Source organism: Sphingomonas chungangi, assembly GCF_013778325.1.
Taxonomy (GTDB): Bacteria; Pseudomonadota; Alphaproteobacteria; order Sphingomonadales; family Sphingomonadaceae; genus Solisphingomonas; species Solisphingomonas chungangi.
The window spans coordinates 62562-78560 of sequence record NZ_JACEIB010000001.1; the positions used below are offsets into that span (position 1 = coordinate 62562).

The following is a 15999-nucleotide window of genomic DNA, read 5'->3' on the forward strand; positions in this document are numbered from 1 at the left end:
ACAGCCCCCTGTCGTTACGGGGACGTTAGCCGAGGCGCGGGTCGTGTCGACTCCTTCTTGGTCTAATTCAGTCCGTTGCCTTCGCCGTTGCGGGGTGAACGGATGCGACCCCAGGAACTTTCACCGGGGCTTGCGTCTGCGCAGGCGCCGGGCGGGGAGCGCCGGCCGAGGTCGCGGGATCGAGCAGGGCGGCCGTCTCGATCTGGTCGAGCGCGCCGCGCCCGGCGAGATAGCGCCGCGCCGCGACGATCCAGCCGTCGGCGGCGCTGTGATCGGACAGGCGCACGATCTCCGCGAGCGCGGTATCGACCTGGCCGGCTTCCAGCATGCGTTGCGCGCGTGTCACGCGATCGGCCGGCTGGGCGGAGGGCTCGCCGGCGCGGCGCACCACCACCATGCCCGAAAGCTCGTTGCGGAAGGATTGCCACCAGCTCGTTTTGGGCGAGCCGCCGGCCGCCAGCGTCGGCGCGATCGCATCGAGGCCGTTCTGTAGGTCGGCGAGCGTCACCGGCTGATGCGCGGCGGACAGGATGGTCGCCACCGCTTGCGGCTGGGTGCCGCCGAAGCGCTGGCGGAGCAGACCTTCGATATAGCCGAGCTCCACACCGCGATCGAGCGCGCGCCGCGCGGCGAAGGCGACGAGCAGCCCCTCGGCGCGGCTGGCGTCGCCGGTCGCTTCGGTGGCCTGCGCCTGGATGTCGTCGACCTTGTCTTCCAGCGTCGCGACGCGCGTCGCCATCTGCGCCTGCGAGGGTGTGGGGGGCGTCACGGCGGCCTGGCGGGTGATGATCTGCCGCGCCTGCTGGACGACGGCGTGGGTCGCCTGCGCCTTTTCGGCCTGCGCCTGGGCGATCGGCTCGAGATGCAGCAGGCCGGCGGTGCGCGCATCGTGCGTCACCGCATAGCCCATCGCGCCCATGCCGCCGGCAAAAGCGATCAGCAGGCCGATCAATACCCACAGCCAGGTGCGCGACCGGCGCTCCTCCAGATCGTAATCGCTTTCCATGGACGGACCCGTCTGCATCAGGACAGGTGATTGCACAGCTTGGCGGCGACCGCCAGCAGCGAGGCGTCGGTCGGATGGTCGGCGGCTTCGGCGAGCCGCCAGCCGGGGCCGGCGGCGGCCAGTACCGCAGGGCTGATCGCGGCGATCGCGATGCCCGCCGGATCGACGAAGCCGGCGAACAGGCGCGCGGCGCGGGACGAGTGGAGGAGGGCGACAGCGTCCGGGAGCGCATCGCGAGCCGCTTCGGGCAGCACCTCGACCGCTTGGGCGGCATAGACAATATGGCGAACGATGCGGATATCGCCCGGCACGACTTCGCGATGCTCGCGCCCGGTGGGATGGAGCAGCGAGCGGATGCCATCGCGTTGCGCCAGCGTGAGGATGACCTCGACATCGCCGTCACCGCTGACGATGCGGGTGAAGCCGGCGTTTCGCGCAGCCTCCGCTGTCGCGGCGCCGACGGCATAGGTCGGCAGATCGGCCAGCGCAGCCAAGGCCGCGCCGCCGTGGCGCACGGCGTTGGCGCTGGTGAGCAACACTGCCTCTGGTCGCCAATCCGGCAGCGTCCAGCCGATCGGTTTGATCGCGAACAGCGGGGCGGCGATCGTGTCGAGACCGAGGATGCGCCCCGCCGCGACCGTGGCGGAGGCGCCCGGCTCGGGGCGGAGTACGAGCAGCGGCCGGATCATCGGCCCGCGAACAGGTTCCGGATCGCCGAGGGAGCCTGATCGAGCAGGCAGTCGGCCAGCTCGGCAGCTTCGGCGGACGGGCGGTGGCCGGTGATGTGGAGGGCGCCGTCCTCGCTGAACAGCTCCGCGCGCAGGTTGCCGTCCGGTGTCGCCAACGCTGCGACCGGCGAGTGGCAGTCTGCGCCGAGCGCCGCGAGGAAGGCCCGCTCGGCGGCGACGCAGCCGTGGGTTTCGGCGTGATCGATCGCTGCCAGCAAGGCGAATGTGGCCGCATCGCCTGCCCGCGCTTCGACGCCGACCGCGCCTTGCGCCGGTGCGGGCAGCATGACGTCGAGTGGGATCGGCGCGCCGATATCGGGCCGAGCCAGCCGATCGAGACCGGCGGCGGCGAGCAGGGTGGCGTCGGCCTCGCCCTCGGCCAGCTTGCGCAGGCGGGTGTCGACATTGCCGCGGAAGGGAACGATCGACACATCGGGCCGCAGGTGCCGCAGTTGTGCGGCGCGGCGCGGAGAGGAGCTGCCGATGCGGGCGCGGTGGGGCAAGGTCGCGATGCTCTCCGCCCCGATCAGCCGGTCGCGCACGTCGGCGCGGGGCAGCATGGCGGCGATCCGGATTGCCTCCGGGCGGATCGTCTCGACATCCTTCATCGAGTGGACGGCGAAGTCGATTGCGCCGTCCAGCAGCGCGCGATCGAGCTCCTTGGTCCACAGCGCCTTGCCGCCGATCTCGGCGAGCGGGCGGTCCTGAACCACATCGCCCGTCGTCTTCACCGGGACGATTTCGATCGCTTGCTCGTTCCAGCCATGGGCGCGGCGCAACTCGGCGGCGACCATGTTCGCCTGCACCAGAGCGAGGGGCGAACCACGTGTACCGAGGCGGAGGGGGCGGGTGAGGGTCATCGAAAATTTGCCCTAAAGGGTGAAAGCGGTGCAGGGAAGCGCGCGATGCCCCTGATCCTCGGACTCGAATCCTCCTGCGACGAGACCGCCGCCGCGCTCGTCGACGGCGATCGCAATATTCTCGCCCACCGCCTCGCCGGGCAGGAAGCCGCACACGCGCCGTTCGGCGGGGTGGTGCCGGAAATCGCGGCACGCGCGCATGTCGAGGCGCTGGGGCCGCTGATCGAGGCGGCGCTGGCCGATGCGGGCAAGACGCTCGCCGATGTCGATGCGATCGCCGCGACGGCCGGGCCGGGGCTGATCGGCGGCGTCATGGTGGGGCTGCTTATGGCCAAGGGCATCGCGCTTTCGGCGCGAAAGCCTCTGGTCGCGGTCAATCATCTGGAGGGCCACGCTTTGTCGCCGCGCCTCGCCGATGGCGGGCTGCAATTCCCGTACCTGCTGTTGCTGACCTCGGGCGGGCACTGCCAATTGCTCTTCGTGGAGGGGGTCGGGCGCTATCGCCGACTTGCCACCACGATCGATGATGCGGCGGGCGAGGCCTTCGACAAGACCGCCAAGCTGCTCGGTCTCGGCTTCCCCGGCGGGCCGGCAGTGGAGCGCGCGGCGCTGTCGGGCGATCCGAAGGCGGTGCCGCTTCCGCGTCCGCTGGTCGGCACCGCCGAACCGCATTTCTCCTTCGCGGGTCTGAAGAGCGCGGTGCTGCGCGCCCGCGACGCCGGCATCCACAAGTCGGAAGACATCGCCGCCTCGTTCCAGCAGGCAGTGGTGGACTGCCTGATCGATCGCACACGGCGCGCGCTCGATTCGATCGACGGCGCCACGGCATTGGTCGTTGCGGGCGGCGTCGCGGCCAACAAGGCGGTGCGTGGCGCGCTGGAGGCGCTGGCGTCGCAATATGGACTGCCTTTCTCGGCGCCTCCCCTCTGGCTCTGCACGGACAATGCGGCGATGATCGCGTGGGCGGGGCTGGAGCGCTTCCGCGCCGGCGCGAACGATCCGCTCGATACGCCAGCGCGCGCGCGCTGGCCGCTCGACCCCGATGCCGAAAAGGCGCGTGGAGCAGGAGTGAAGGCATGAAGCCGATCGGTGTTATTGGCGGCGGGGCTTGGGGCACGGCGCTGGCGCAGGTGATCGCGAGCGGCAGTCGCGAGGTGCTTCTCTGGGCGCGCGAACCCGAGGTCATTGCGGCGATCAACGATCATCACGAAAATTCCATGTTTCTGCCCGGCATCGCGCTCTCCCCCCTGATTCGAGCTACGAACGATCTGTCATGGGTCGCAGAAGGCGAGGCGGTGCTGGTGGTCACGCCCGCGCAACATATGCGAGTGGTGCTGGCCGACTTGAGCCAGCATGCGCAACCGCTGATCCTCTGCGCCAAGGGCATCGAGGCGGGTACGCACAAGCTGCTCCACGAGGTGGCGCAGGAGGCGCATCCCTATTCGCCGATCGCGGTGCTCTCCGGCCCGACCTTCGCGCACGAGGTGGCGGCGGGCCTGCCGACCGCGATCACCTTGGCGGCGGAGGACGAAGATCGCGCCAAGGCGCTCGCCGCGCTGATCGCCCGGCCGACCTTCCGCCCCTACGTCTCGACCGACCTTTCCGGGGCCGAGATCGGCGGCGCGGTGAAGAACGTGCTGGCGATCGCCTGCGGCGTGGTCGAGGGCGCGGGGCTCGGCCAGAATGCCCGCGCCGCGCTGATCGCGCGCGGCTTTGCGGAGATGACCCGCTTCGGCATGGCGCGCGGCGCACGGCCGGAGACGCTGGCGGGCCTGTCGGGGCTGGGCGATCTGGTGCTGACCTGCTCGTCGACCAGCTCACGCAATTTTTCGCTGGGCGTCGGACTGGGGCAGGGCCGGTCGGCGCACGATCTGCTGTCCGACCGCCGCACCGTCGCCGAGGGGGCCGCCACCGCACCGGTACTCGTCGAGGCGGCGCGGGCAGCCGGCGTCGAAATGCCGATCGCCGATGCGGTCTGCGCGCTGCTCGCCGGTGAGGCCGCAGTCGGCGCCGTCGTCGAGCGCCTGCTCACCCGCCCGCTCGGCGCCGAGCACCGCGCATGATCAGAAATCGATCGCGATGCCCTTCTTCTCCCAGTCGCCGTAGCGTGTGGGTTCGCGGCGTTCGCCATTGCCTTCGGGCGGAGGCGGTGGGACTTCCCGCGGCTCGGGCACGGGCGGGCTGGGCGAAAGGTGCGCCGGGGCCTTCACATGCGCGGGGCGCTCGCCGGGTTTGCGTGTCGTCATGAGGAAACCAGATCGGCGCCCCACCGGCAAAGTGCAAGCCGAACCCGATCCGCCCGGCACGCCCGCGCGCCGAGCGGCGCTCAAGCTGCTCGATGCGGTGCTGCGCCAGGGTTTGCCGCTGGAGGCGGCTTTGGGGGCGGCGAACGGCCTGCCCAATCCGTCCGATCGCGGGCTGGCGCGCGCCATCGCGTCCGAGGTGCTGCGCCGCCTGCCCGATCTCGACGCGCTGATCGACGAGACGACCGACCGCGTGCTGCCGGACGATGCCAAGGCCCGCTTCGCGCTGCGCATCGCGCTGGTGCAGGCGCTGGCGCTCGGCACACCCCCGCACGCCGCGATCGCGACCGCGCTGCCGCTGGTCGACGGCGGCCCGCGCCGATTGGTCCATGGCGTGTTCGGCACGCTGATGCGGAGTGGCGCGACCTTGCCCGAGCCGCCGCACCTGCTGCCGGACGTGGCGGAGCGCTGGTCGGCGGCATGGGGCGAGGAGGCTGCGGAGGCGGCGCGCGCCAGCTTCTCCGACCGGCCGCCGCTCGATCTGACACTGGCCGATCCCTCTGCCACAGAAGAATGGGCGGGAAAGCTCGGCGCGACCAGCCTGATGCCGGGCCATCTCCGTCTCGACAATGCCGACGTGACCGGCTTGCCGGGTTTCGAGGAAGGTGCCTGGTGGGTGCAGGATCTCTCCGCCTCGCTGCCTGCGCGCCTGATCGGGCGAGGGGATGGTGCCGCGCTCGATCTCTGCGCCGCGCCGGGCGGGAAGACACTCCAGCTTGCCGCAAGCGGTTGGCGGGTAACGGCGGTCGAGATGGCGGCCAAGCGTCTCGGACGACTTTCCGAGAATCTGGCCCGCATGAATCTCTCTGCCGATCTGGTCGAAGCCGATGTGATGCAATGGCAACCGCAGGCGCCCGCTGACGCGGTGCTCCTCGATGCGCCCTGTTCGGCGACCGGCATCTTCCGCCGGCATCCCGACGTGCTCCACCGCGTCCGCCCGCGCGCCATCGCCGAACTGGCCGAGGTGCAAGCTGCGATGCTGGCGCGCGCGGGGCAGTGGGTGAAGCCCGGCGGTGTGCTCGTTTACGCCGTCTGCTCGCTGGAGCCGCGGGAGGGGGAGGGCGTGGCCTCCACGTTCTCCGCGCAGGGCTTCGCGATCGATCCCGTCCGGCCGGAGGAACTGCCCACCGGCCTCGCCCCCAACGACCAGGGCTTCCTCCGCATCCCGCCCGGTTCGCTGGCGCAGGTCGGCGGGTGCGACGGTTTCTTCATCGCCCGCTGGCGTCGAGACTCTTGAAGCGCGACCCCGCTTCCGGCTACGCGCTTTAACCGTGTTGAAACCCGTTCGTATCGCTCCGTCCATCTTGTCCGCCGATTTCGCTCGGCTTGGCGAAGAGGTGCGCGCCATCGACGCGGCCGGCGCCGACTGGATCCATGTCGATGTCATGGACGGCCATTTCGTGCCGAACATCACGATCGGCCCGGCGGTGGTGAAGGCGCTGCGCCCGCACACGGCCAAGCCGTTCGACGTCCACCTGATGATCGCGCCGATCGATCCCTATCTGGAGGCCTTCGCCGAGGCCGGCGCCGATCACATCACCGTGCACCCCGAGGCCGGCCCGCACATCCACCGCACCGTCCAGACCATCAAGGCGCTCGGCAAGCAGGCGGGCGTGGTGCTCTGCCCCGCCACCAACGAGGACGCGCTCGACTACCTGCTCGACACGATCGACCTGGTGCTGATCATGTCGGTGAACCCCGGTTTCGGCGGGCAGAGCTTCATCCATTCGCAGCTCAGGAAGATCGAGCGGGTGCGCGCGATGATCGACGCCACCGGCCGCGACATCGATCTCGAGGTCGACGGCGGCGTCGATGCCGAGACGGCGAAGCTCTGCGTCGAGGCGGGGGCCGACGCGCTGGTCGCGGGCAGCGCAACCTTCAAGGGCGGGCCGGATCGCTATGCCGCCAACATCCGCGCGTTGAGGGGTCAGTAGATATGGTCGTCGCCCGCCGGATCGAGAAAGGCCCCGAGCCGCTCCCGGCCGAGGACGGCATCGAGCCCGGCCGCCGCCTGATCCGCGTCGGCGACGACAAGGGCCAGAGCCTCGCCGAGCGGCTGGCGGCGCATTTCAATCGGCTGACCTGGAACACGCCCTTCCACAGCTTCCGGTTGCGCGGGCGCTTCCCGCTCAAGCTGCTCGGTGTGCCGCGCGATCCGATCCCCGGCGATCGCGAGGCGGGGCTCGACATCATGGACGGCGAGGTGACGCTCGGCCGCCAGCGCGCCGACACCGCGACGCTCGATTTCGCGGCATCCGGCCGGCCGGCGGGCTTCGCCGATCACCTGCAGAGTTTCGCCTGGCTGCGCGATCTCGCCGCCGCTGGCACGAGGCTCGACAGCGCGCCTTATGCCGAAGGGCTGATGAAGCGCTGGCTGACACGTCATGGCGAGGCGGTGGACGAGGCCGGCTGGCGGCCCGACCTTTGGGGCCGCCGCATCCTCAACTGGGCCGCGCATGCGCCGTTGATCCTGTCCTCCAGCGACCTCGTCTATCGCTCGACCGTGCTCAACACGCTGGCGCGGGGCGCGCGGCATCTCGATCGCACCGCCGACAAGGCGCCGATCGGCCTGCCCCGGATCGCGGCCTATGCCGGCACCATCGCGGCGGGCCTGCTGATTCCCGGCGGCGACCCGCGCCTGATCCATGGCGAGCAGGGCATCGCCAAGGCGCTGGGCACCGGCGTCCATCCGGACGGCGGCATCGTCAGCCGCTCGCCGGTGGAGATGGTCGAGCTGATCGAGCTGCTGGCGCAGTTGCTGGCGGTCTATGAGGAACGGCGCCGCGAGCCGCCGACGCCGGTGGCCCATGCGCTCGCCAAGGCGGTGCCGGTGCTGCTCGGTGTGACGATGGGCGACGGCGCGCTCTCCAGCTGGCAGGGCGGCTGCGGCCTGACGCCGGAGCGTGTCGCGCGCGCGGTGGCGGCCTCAGGCATCCGCACGCGGCCGCTGCGCCAGTCGCGCGAATGGGGTTTCCAGCGGCTTTCGGGCGGCGCGACCGTGGTGGTGGCCGATTGCGCGCCGCCGCCGGCCTCGCGCCTCGCGCGGGGCGGCTGCGCCTCGACGCTGGCGTTCGAGCTTTCGGACGGACCGCAGCGGATCATCGTCAATTGCGGCGGCGACAAGCCGTGGGGCGCGCTACCCCATGCGATCACCGAGGCGCTGCGCACCAGCGCCGCACATTCGACGCTGGTGCTAGCGGACAGCAATTCCACCGCGATCCACACCGACGGCTCGCTCGGCAAGGGCGTGACGCTGGTCGAGCTCGATCGCCGCGAGGAAGAGACGGCGAGCCGCATCGAAGGCACGCACGACGGCTATGTCCGCCGCCTGGGTCTGCAGCATCGCCGCAAGCTGGCCCTCGCGGCCGACGGCCGCGAGTTGGGCGGCGAGGACGTACTGCTGCCCTCCGGATCGCGCAAGTCGAACGGCCTTATCACCTTCGCGCTGCGCTTCCACCTCGCGCCGGGCGTGGAGCCGACCGCCACCGCCGACGGCCTCGGCGCGCTGCTGCGCGTCGATGGCGGCCCGCTCTGGCAGTTCCGCTGCCGGGGTGGCGCGCTGTCGATCGAGGAAAGCATCTGGATCGATGGCGACGGCCGCCCCGCCTCGACCAGCCAGCTCGTCGTCACCGGCGAGACGCCGGCCGGCGGCACCAGCATCTCATGGGCGCTGAAACGCGCCGGCTAATCGGGAACACACCATGTCGAACGTGAAGATCACCCGGGCGCTCCTGTCGGTGTCCGACAAGGCGGGGCTTGTGGAACTGGGGCAGGCGCTCGCCCGCCATGGCGTCGAATTGCTGTCCACTGGCGGCACCGCCAGGGCGCTGCGCGATGCGGGCCTCACCGTGAAGGACGTGTCCGAGCATACCGGCTTTCCCGAGATGATGGACGGCCGCGTCAAGACGCTGCACCCGATGGTCCACGGCGGTCTGCTCGCGGTGCGCGACGATGCGGAGCACGCGCAGGCCATGGTGGAGCACGGCATCGCCCCGATCGATCTGGTGGTGGTGAACCTCTATCCCTTCGCGCAGACGGTCGCCAAGGGCGCCGAGCGTGACGAGATCATCGAGAACATCGATATCGGTGGCCCCTCGATGGTGCGCTCCGCTGCGAAGAACCACCATTATGTCGCGATCGCGACCGATCCGGCCGATTACGCCATGATCATCGCGGAGCTGGACGTCAACGACGGCGCCACCACGCTCGATCTGCGCCGCAGACTCGCCGCCAAGGCGTTTGCCGCCACGGCCGCTTACGACGCGACGATCTCAAGCTGGTTCGCTTTCGCCGATCAGGGCGAGGGATTCCCGGCCTCGCTCTCGGTGCCGCTCAAGAAGGGCGCGGAGCTGCGCTACGGCGAGAATCCGCACCAGAAGGCCGCGCTCTATCTGCCGCTCGGCCCCTCGGCCCGCGGCATCGCGCAGGCCGAACAGGTGCAGGGCAAGGAACTCAGCTACAACAATTACAACGACGCCGACGCGGCGCTGGAGCTGGTGAGCGAATTCCGCGACGGCCCGCCGACCGTGGTGATCGTCAAGCATGCCAACCCTTGCGGCGTCGCCACCGGCGCGACCTTGGTCGAGGCCTATGAGGCGGCGCTGGCATGCGACAGCGTCTCGGCCTTCGGCGGCATCATCGCCGTCAACCGCCCGCTCGACGGGCCGACGGCGGAAGCGATCTCGGGCATCTTCACCGAGGTGGTTGCGGCGCCGTCCGCTGACGGTGCCGCCAAGGCGGTGTTCGCGAAGAAGAAGAATCTGCGCCTGCTGCTCACCGGCGAGCTGCCCGATCCGGCGCGGCCCGGCCTGACGCTGAAGACCATCGCGGGCGGCATGCTCGTCCAGTCGCGCGACAATGGCCGCATCGGCCACGACGACCTCAAGGTGGTGACGAAGCGCGAGCCGACCACACAGGAGCTGGAGGATTGCCTCTTCGCCTGGACGGTGGCCAAGCACGTCAAATCGAACGCCATCGTCTATGCCAGGGGCGGATCTACGGCAGGTGTAGGCGCGGGCCAGATGAATCGCCTCGAATCCGCACGCATCGCCGCGTGGAAGGCCAGGGACGCCGCCGAGAAAGCGGGCTGGGCCGAGCCGCGCACGATCGGATCGGCGGTCGCCTCGGACGCCTTCTTCCCCTTCGCCGACGGGCTGCTGGCGGCGGTCGAGGCGGGCGCCACGGCGGTGATCCAGCCGGGCGGATCGATCCGCGACGAGGAGGTGATCGCCGCCGCCGACGAGGCCGGCCTCGCGATGGTGTTCACCGGAATGCGGCACTTCCGGCATTGAGCCTGCGCTCGCCCGCAGGAACTCCGTTCGTCCTGAGCGTAGTCGAAGGACGTGCAGCAGGCGATGTCCTGCTTGGCACGCACTTCGACAGGCTCAGTGCGAACGGGTTTATGCGGCTTGCGGAGCGTCCTCACCCGGTTTCAGGCTGAATAGCATCCGATCCTCGGCACCGAAGCCGCGATACCAGATCACCGCGCCATAAGCGGCGAGGATCGCGGCGACGCCGATCGCCAATTCCACCCACTCGGGCGTCCAGGTGAAGGCCACGCCCACCACCGTTCCCGCCGCGACCGCCGGCAGCAGCGCCCAGCGCCAGCCCGAGACCGGATGGCCGAGCAGCTTTGCAAGCAGGTTCGATTTCGCGATCGACGCCGCGCCTAGCATGATCATCAGCGCGATCGCGGGGCCGGCGGCCGCGATGGCGTCGTCCCTGGGATCGGGGCGCGGATCGATCCATCCCCAGTCGACCAGCGGCGGCAGCGCGTGGCGGAACAGGTGGACGAGGATCACCGACAGGATCGTCTGCCCGACGATCATCGCCACCGAGATGGCGAGGTTCCGCTTGGCGGCGATGTAGATCAGCGCCGCCTCGCTCACCACGGCGGTCGCCGCGATCGCCTCGGCCGCCAGTAAGACCGCAAGCGCGCCGGTGCCGCCGACGAACTTCGGGCCGACCAGCCCCATCACCGCCTCGCCGGGGATGCCCAGCGCCAGCGCGATGCCGACCTGCGCGGCGATGATCCAGAAGCCGACCTGCCGCACCTGCTTGGCCACCGCCGCCTTGTTGTCCTCGGCGAGATTCTGGGTGATCACCGGCCCGAGGATCGGATCGAAGCTGGTCTTGAGCTTCTGCGGCAGGCTCGCGACCTGCTGCGCGACATAATAGATGCCGACGATCGCCGGCGAGAAGAACAGGCCGAGCAAGGCGATGTCGAGCCGCCGCGAACCCCATTCGATCGCGTCGGCACCCGCCAGCGGCAGGTTCTTCTTCATCATCTTGAGGATCTGCGACGGTTCGGGCGACCAACCGCGCGGCGGGCCGTATTCGCGCAGCAGCGGCCAGATCGAGGCGGCGAGCGCGGCGATGGCCGAGATGGCGTAGGAAAGGATCAGGCCGTCGCGCAGCGAGTAGAAAGCGAAGCCGAAGGCGGCGATGCTGATCGCCCACGGCTCGATCAGCGAGCGCGCCGTGACGGTCGCGCCGATATTGCCGCGATAGGCGAGGCCGGCGAGCGCGATGTCCGATCCCGTCCAGGCGAAGACGGTGAGCGGCAGCAGCCAGTCGAACCCGTTCACTTCGGAGTTCGGAAAGAGCAGGATCGGCCACATCATCAGCACGCCCGACGCGACGACCGAGACGATGAAGCCGACGAGGATTCCGTCCCACACCACATGGACGTGCGGCCGCTCGGTGGTGGAAAGCTGCTGCGCGAGGCCGCGCTTCAGCCCGAGCGTGGCGAGCTGCGCGGCGAACTCGACGATGATCGTGGCATAGGCGAAGCGCCCCAGCACCGCTGCGCCATACCAGCGCCCGGCGATGAACAGGAAGGGCAGGCGCGCGGCCAGCCGCAGCAGGAAACCGAGGAAGTTGGTCCGTCCCCCCTTGGCGAGCGCTGCGATGTCTCCGGGGCCGTCCTGATCCTTGCGCGCGCTCAACGCGATACCTTTCGGGCGCTCAGGCAGCGGATACCTTTTTTGTCCGGCTCACCGAAGAGCGCCGAGGCGTTCCAGTCTTCGACGGCATCCTGATCCAGGCAGCTATGATGGATCTCGGTCCATTCGGCGCTGGCGAGATGAGGGTCGTTGAAGGAATCGGATAGGCCGTGCATCCGCGTGCGCACCAGAATCGTGCCGGCCCATGCCGGTCGGCCGCTCGCCATCGTGATGTAGACTGCATGCGGCGGTTCCGCGCGCGGCTTGCCGCTGAGCTGGCGGACGGAAGACAGCTTCACGCGCATGACGCCGCCGACGGTGATCGCGTTGGCGGGCGCCAACCCGGCCTCGTCGAGACCCATGACATATTCGGTGCGGCCTGTGGTCTTGGCGAGAAAGACGCCTCCTTCGTCCATCGGCGGGTTCGAAAGCGAACCTGCCGCCTGCACCGCAAGTAAAAGTGGAAACATCAATGCGCGGCGCCCCAGCTCGGGCCGGTGCCGATCTCGATGCCGAGCGGCACGGAGAGGTGGACGATCGGCTCGGCGGCGTGGGCCATGACGCGCTCGATCACCGGCTTGGCGGTCTCGATGTCGCCTTCCGGCAGCTCGAACACCAGTTCGTCGTGGACCTGAAGGAGCATCTTGACGTTCGGCAGGCCTGCCTCGGCCAGCGCCGGCCCCATGCGGATCATCGCGCGCTTGATGATGTCGGCGCTGGTGCCCTGGATCGGCGCGTTGATCGCGGCGCGTTCCGCCCCTTGCCGGATATGCTGGATCGAGTTGGTGATCTGCGGGAACCAGGTCTTGCGGCCGAACAGGGTCTCGGTGAAGCCCTTCGAGCGCGCGTGCTCGGTCGTCTCGTTGATATAGGCGCTGATGCCGGGGAAGCGCTCGAAATAGCGGCTGATCATCGCCTGCGCCTCGTCGGCGCTGATCTCGAGCCGCCCCGCGAGGCCCCAGCGCGAGATGCCGTAGAGGATCGCGAAGTTGATCGTCTTGGCGCGGCCGCGCGTGTCGCGGTTGACCTCGCCGAACAGCTCCATCGCCGTGCGCGCGTGGACGTCCTCTCCGGCCGCGAAGGCCTCCTTGAGCGCCGGCACGTCGGCCATGTGGGCGGCGAGGCGCAGCTCGATCTGGCTGTAGTCGGCGGCGAGGATGACGTGGCCCGGCTCGGCGACGAAGGCGTCGCGGATCTGGCGGCCGGTCTCGGTGCGGATCGGGATGTTCTGGAGGTTCGGATCGGTCGACGAGAGCCGCCCGGTCTGCGCGCCGGTCAGCGAATAACTGGTGTGGACGCGGCCCGTCACCGGATTGATCTGCGCCTGCAGCGCCTCGGTGTAGGTGGACTTGAGCTTAGCGACCTGCCGCCAGTCGAGCACCAGCCGGCAGATGGCGTTGCCCTCGGCGGCCAGCTTCTCCAGCACCGTCACGTCGGTGGAGTAGGCGCCGGACTTGCCCTTCTTGCCGCCCTTCAGGCCCTTCTCGTCGAACAGCACGACGCCCAGTTGCTGCGGCGATCCGATGGTGAAGGGGTGGCCGGCCTCGGCGTAGATCTCTTCCTCCAGCCGCGCCATCTCTTGCGTGAACTGGCTGGAGAGCTGCGCGAGCTTGTGGCGATCGACCTTGATGCCGGCGCGCTCCATCCCCGCCACCACCGGGATCAGCGGGCGATCGACCCGCTCATAGACCCGCGTCGCCGCCTCGTGCGCGAGGCGCGGTTTCAGGCGGGTCCACAAGCGGAAGGTGACGTCGGCATCCTCGGCCGCGTAGGCGGTGGCGCGATCGAGCGTCACATGGGCGAAGCTGATCTGCTTCTTGCCGGTGCCGGTGACGTCCTTGAAGCTGGTGCAGGTGTGCGCGAGGTGGGTGCTCGCCGCGACGTCCATGCCGTGCCCGCCGAGCATCTTGCCGCTGTCGAGATCGAAGGAGATCACCATCGTGTCGTCATAGGGCGCGACGATCAGGCCATGCCGCGCCAGCACGTTGATGTCGTATTTGATGTTGTGCCCGATCTTGAGCACCGCCGGATCGCTCAGCACCGGCAGCAATCTGTCCACCACGACGCTGAGCGGCAGCTGCGGCGGCTTCTCGCCGAACATGTCGTCGCTGGAGACGTGGCCGACGGGAATATAGGCGGCGCGGCCCGGCGCGGTGGCGAGGCTGATGCCGACGAGTCCCGAGGCGACGCTGTCGAGCGCGTCGGTCTCGGTGTCGATCGCCAGCAGGCCGCCCGCATAGGCCTCGGCGATGATCGCATCGAGCGCCGCTTCGTCGGTGATCGTCGCGTAGGCGGTGCAGTCGATCGGCGGCAGCTCGGGCAGCGCCGGCATGCCCGTGCGCGCTTCGACTTCGGCGGCGGGGGCGGTCGCGTCGGTCACCGGTGTCGCGTGGAGATCGACCGGGCGCGGCATCGGTCGCTCGCCGGTCAGCCGCGAGAGCAGGGTCTTGAAGCCCTGATCCTCGAGGAACTCGCGCAGCGGCTCCGGCGGGATGCCGTCCAGCTTCAGCGAATCGAGATCCTGCGGCAGCGGCATGTCGCAATGGAGCGCGACCAGCTTGCGCGAGAGGCGCGCCATCTCGACATTGTTCTCGAGATTCTCGCGCATCTTGGACGGTTTCATCGACGGGATCGCCGCCAGCACGCCTTCCAGATCGCCATGCTCGGTGATCAGCTTGGAGGCGGTCTTGGGGCCGATGCCCGGCACGCCCGGCACGTTGTCGACGCTGTCGCCCATCAGCGCCAGTACGTCGCCCAGCCGCTCCGGCCCGACGCCGAACTTGTCGACGACATACTGCACCGATCGCCGCTCGTTCTTCATGGTGTCGAGCATGTCGACCTGGCCGGGGATGATCAGCTGCGCCAGATCCTTGTCGGATGAGACGATGGTGACGTTCCATCCCGCCTCGACCGCGCGGCAGGTATAGGTGGCGATGATGTCGTCCGCCTCGAACCCCTCTTCCTCGATGCAGGGCAGCGAGAAGGCGCGCGTCGCATCGCGGATCAGCGGGAATTGCGGGACCAGATCCTCGGGGGGAGGGGGCCGATGCGCCTTGTACTGGTCGTACATGTCGTTGCGGAAGGTGTGGCTGCCCTTGTCGAGCACCACGGCGAGATGGCTCGGACCGTCCGCCTTGTGGAGCGCGTCGGCCAGCTTCCACAGCATCGCGGTATAGCCGTACACCGCGCCGACATTCAGCCCATGGCGGTTGGTGAGCGGCGGCAGCTGATGATAGGCGCGGAAGATGTAACCCGAGCCGTCGACGAGATAGAGATGATTGGACGCCATGACCCCTCCCGCTTAGCAAGCGCCGCTTCTCATGGCGACAGGGCTTGCGCTTGGGGGGCAAGCTGTGGCGAAACGGCCATGGCGGGGAAGTGAAGGGAAGATGTCCATGCGCGTCATGTCCGGATTTGCCCGCGTGCTCGGTGCGGGAGCCGCCATGGCCGGCGCGGTGGCGAAATAACGCCTTGGCCCGGATGATCCTATCTGCTCTGCTGTTCGGGCTGGCCATGCTGGCGGCGCAGCCCGCGCCAGCTGGCCTGTTCGGCAAGCAGGCGGTCAGCGTCGCCGACATCCATGGCGAGCCGCGCCCGATGACCGTCACCGCGCCCAACGGCCGGACGAGGGCGATCGCGCGCTTTTCGGATTATACCGCCGCCGATTCGGCAGACGGGCATCTCTCGGTATTCCTCGGCGGGGACGATCACGATTTCCCCGGCGGCCCCAATGGCGAATTGCTCTGGGCGCCCGATTCGAACGCGATCGCCGTCACGTCGGACAATGGCGGGATCGACGGCCAGTACGAGGTCTCGATCATGACGCGACCCGACAAGGGCCGGCACTGGCGCGAGACCGACATTACCGATCGAGTCGCCAAATTGTTCAAGCCGCGCATGGATTGCGAGGAGGACGAGGATCCCAATGTCGGCGCGATCGGCTGGACGAGCGGGCAGCGGCTGATCGTCGCCGCGCAGGTGCCGCGCCGGTCGAGCTGCGCGGATCGCGGCAGCTTCGCGGCGTTCATCGTCGATGCCGATTCGGGCGACGTGCTGATGGAGATCGACCTGCACACGTTCTCGCGCCGTTACGCGAAGATGCTGGGCACGGTGCTGACGGCCGGGCCGGTGGGAGTGCGCAAGCACCGGCGCTAGAGC

General features: G+C 69.4%; 14 protein-coding genes. 7 read left to right on the forward strand and 7 right to left on the reverse strand.

Annotation, left to right across the window (positions count from 1 at the left end; genetic code table 11):
* Positions 1-67 precede the first annotated feature (67 nt).
* The 3 genes from HZF05_RS00270 to hemC are packed head-to-tail and all read right to left on the reverse strand — an operon-like array spanning position 68 to position 2594.
* Positions 68-1006 (reverse strand): hypothetical protein, encoded by a 939-nt coding sequence (locus tag HZF05_RS00270; protein WP_160364637.1) that lies wholly within the window; start codon positions 1004-1006, stop codon positions 68-70.
* Between the two features lie 17 nt (positions 1007-1023).
* Positions 1024-1695, reverse strand: a complete 672-nt coding sequence (locus HZF05_RS00275) for a uroporphyrinogen-III synthase (protein ID WP_220129645.1) — start codon at positions 1693-1695, stop codon at positions 1024-1026.
* Positions 1692-2594 carry a hydroxymethylbilane synthase gene (hemC, locus tag HZF05_RS00280; protein WP_160364638.1) on the reverse strand — a complete coding sequence of 301 codons (903 nt, stop codon included), beginning with the start codon at positions 2592-2594 and terminating at the stop codon, positions 1692-1694. The genes HZF05_RS00275 and hemC overlap by 4 nt, the downstream gene beginning before the upstream one ends.
* A gap of 45 nt (positions 2595-2639) precedes the next feature.
* On the opposite strand from hemC, the gene tsaD reads away from it, so the two are divergent.
* Positions 2640-3674 carry a tRNA (adenosine(37)-N6)-threonylcarbamoyltransferase complex transferase subunit TsaD gene (gene tsaD / locus HZF05_RS00285; protein ID WP_160364639.1) on the forward strand — a complete coding sequence of 345 codons (1035 nt, stop codon included), beginning with the start codon at positions 2640-2642 and terminating at the stop codon, positions 3672-3674.
* Positions 3671-4657 (forward strand): NAD(P)H-dependent glycerol-3-phosphate dehydrogenase, encoded by a 987-nt coding sequence (locus tag HZF05_RS00290; protein ID WP_160364640.1) that lies wholly within the window; start codon positions 3671-3673, stop codon positions 4655-4657. Before tsaD ends, HZF05_RS00290 begins: the two co-directional genes overlap by 4 nt.
* On the opposite strand, the gene HZF05_RS00295 is transcribed toward HZF05_RS00290, so the two are convergent.
* Positions 4658-4840: a DUF1674 domain-containing protein gene (locus HZF05_RS00295; protein WP_160364641.1), complete on the reverse strand. Its 183-nt coding sequence runs from the start codon at positions 4838-4840 to the stop codon at positions 4658-4660.
* Here HZF05_RS00295 and HZF05_RS00300 point away from each other — a divergent pair.
* The 4 genes from HZF05_RS00300 to purH are packed head-to-tail and all read left to right on the forward strand — an operon-like array spanning position 4839 to position 10188.
* Positions 4839-6134, forward strand: a complete 1296-nt coding sequence (locus HZF05_RS00300; RefSeq protein ID WP_160364642.1) for an RsmB/NOP family class I SAM-dependent RNA methyltransferase — start codon at positions 4839-4841, stop codon at positions 6132-6134. The genes HZF05_RS00295 and HZF05_RS00300 overlap by 2 nt on opposite strands.
* 34 nt (positions 6135-6168) lie before the next feature.
* Positions 6169-6831, forward strand: coding sequence for a ribulose-phosphate 3-epimerase (gene rpe / locus HZF05_RS00305; RefSeq protein WP_425505596.1), 663 nt, complete (start codon positions 6169-6171; stop codon positions 6829-6831).
* A gap of 2 nt (positions 6832-6833) precedes the next feature.
* The gene (locus HZF05_RS00310) at positions 6834-8585 is read left to right on the forward strand and encodes a heparinase II/III family protein (protein ID WP_160364643.1); all 1752 of its coding nucleotides are present in this window, start codon (positions 6834-6836) and stop codon (positions 8583-8585) included.
* A gap of 13 nt (positions 8586-8598) precedes the next feature.
* Positions 8599-10188 (forward strand): bifunctional phosphoribosylaminoimidazolecarboxamide formyltransferase/IMP cyclohydrolase, encoded by a 1590-nt coding sequence (gene purH / locus HZF05_RS00315; RefSeq protein WP_160364644.1) that lies wholly within the window; start codon positions 8599-8601, stop codon positions 10186-10188.
* Positions 10189-10296: 108 nt separating this feature from the next.
* Here purH and HZF05_RS00320 read toward each other — a convergent pair whose 3' ends face one another.
* The 3 genes from HZF05_RS00320 to polA are packed head-to-tail and all read right to left on the reverse strand — an operon-like array spanning position 10297 to position 15130.
* The gene (locus tag HZF05_RS00320; protein ID WP_160364645.1) at positions 10297-11844 is read right to left on the reverse strand and encodes a lipopolysaccharide biosynthesis protein; all 1548 of its coding nucleotides are present in this window, start codon (positions 11842-11844) and stop codon (positions 10297-10299) included.
* Complete coding sequence (locus HZF05_RS00325; protein ID WP_160364646.1) at positions 11841-12257, reverse strand: hypothetical protein; 417 nt, start codon at positions 12255-12257, stop codon at positions 11841-11843. Before HZF05_RS00325 ends, HZF05_RS00320 begins: the two co-directional genes overlap by 4 nt.
* 53 nt (positions 12258-12310) lie before the next feature.
* Complete coding sequence (gene polA / locus HZF05_RS00330; protein ID WP_160364647.1) at positions 12311-15130, reverse strand: DNA polymerase I; 2820 nt, start codon at positions 15128-15130, stop codon at positions 12311-12313.
* Between the two features lie 191 nt (positions 15131-15321).
* Here polA and HZF05_RS00335 point away from each other — a divergent pair, with 191 nt between their 5' ends.
* Entirely contained in the window at positions 15322-15996 is a 675-nt protein-coding gene (locus tag HZF05_RS00335; protein WP_181638756.1) for a hypothetical protein, read from the forward strand.
* Positions 15997-15999: the final 3 nt, after the last annotated feature.

Excerpts from the sequence above, each read along its gene's own strand:
- hemC (WP_160364638.1), bottom strand. The coding sequence starts at position 2,594 with ATGACCCTCACCCGCCCCCTCCGCCTCGGTACACGTGGTTCGCCCCTC.
- HZF05_RS00295 (WP_160364641.1), bottom strand. The coding sequence starts at position 4,840 with ATGACGACACGCAAACCCGGCGAGCGCCCCGCGCATGTGAAGGCCCCG.
- HZF05_RS00290 (WP_160364640.1), top strand. The coding sequence starts at position 3,671 with ATGAAGCCGATCGGTGTTATTGGCGGCGGGGCTTGGGGCACGGCGCTG.
- tsaD (WP_160364639.1), top strand. The coding sequence starts at position 2,640 with ATGCCCCTGATCCTCGGACTCGAATCCTCCTGCGACGAGACCGCCGCC.
- HZF05_RS00310 (WP_160364643.1), top strand. The coding sequence starts at position 6,834 with ATGGTCGTCGCCCGCCGGATCGAGAAAGGCCCCGAGCCGCTCCCGGCC.
- polA (WP_160364647.1), bottom strand. The coding sequence starts at position 15,130 with ATGGCGTCCAATCATCTCTATCTCGTCGACGGCTCGGGTTACATCTTC.
- HZF05_RS00325 (WP_160364646.1), bottom strand. The coding sequence starts at position 12,257 with ATGGACGAAGGAGGCGTCTTTCTCGCCAAGACCACAGGCCGCACCGAA.
- HZF05_RS00270 (WP_160364637.1), bottom strand. The coding sequence starts at position 1,006 with ATGGAAAGCGATTACGATCTGGAGGAGCGCCGGTCGCGCACCTGGCTG.
- purH (WP_160364644.1), top strand. The coding sequence starts at position 8,599 with ATGTCGAACGTGAAGATCACCCGGGCGCTCCTGTCGGTGTCCGACAAG.
- HZF05_RS00335 (WP_181638756.1), top strand. The coding sequence starts at position 15,322 with ATGATCCTATCTGCTCTGCTGTTCGGGCTGGCCATGCTGGCGGCGCAG.
- HZF05_RS00275 (WP_220129645.1), bottom strand. The coding sequence starts at position 1,695 with ATGATCCGGCCGCTGCTCGTACTCCGCCCCGAGCCGGGCGCCTCCGCC.
- HZF05_RS00300 (WP_160364642.1), top strand. The coding sequence starts at position 4,839 with ATGAGGAAACCAGATCGGCGCCCCACCGGCAAAGTGCAAGCCGAACCC.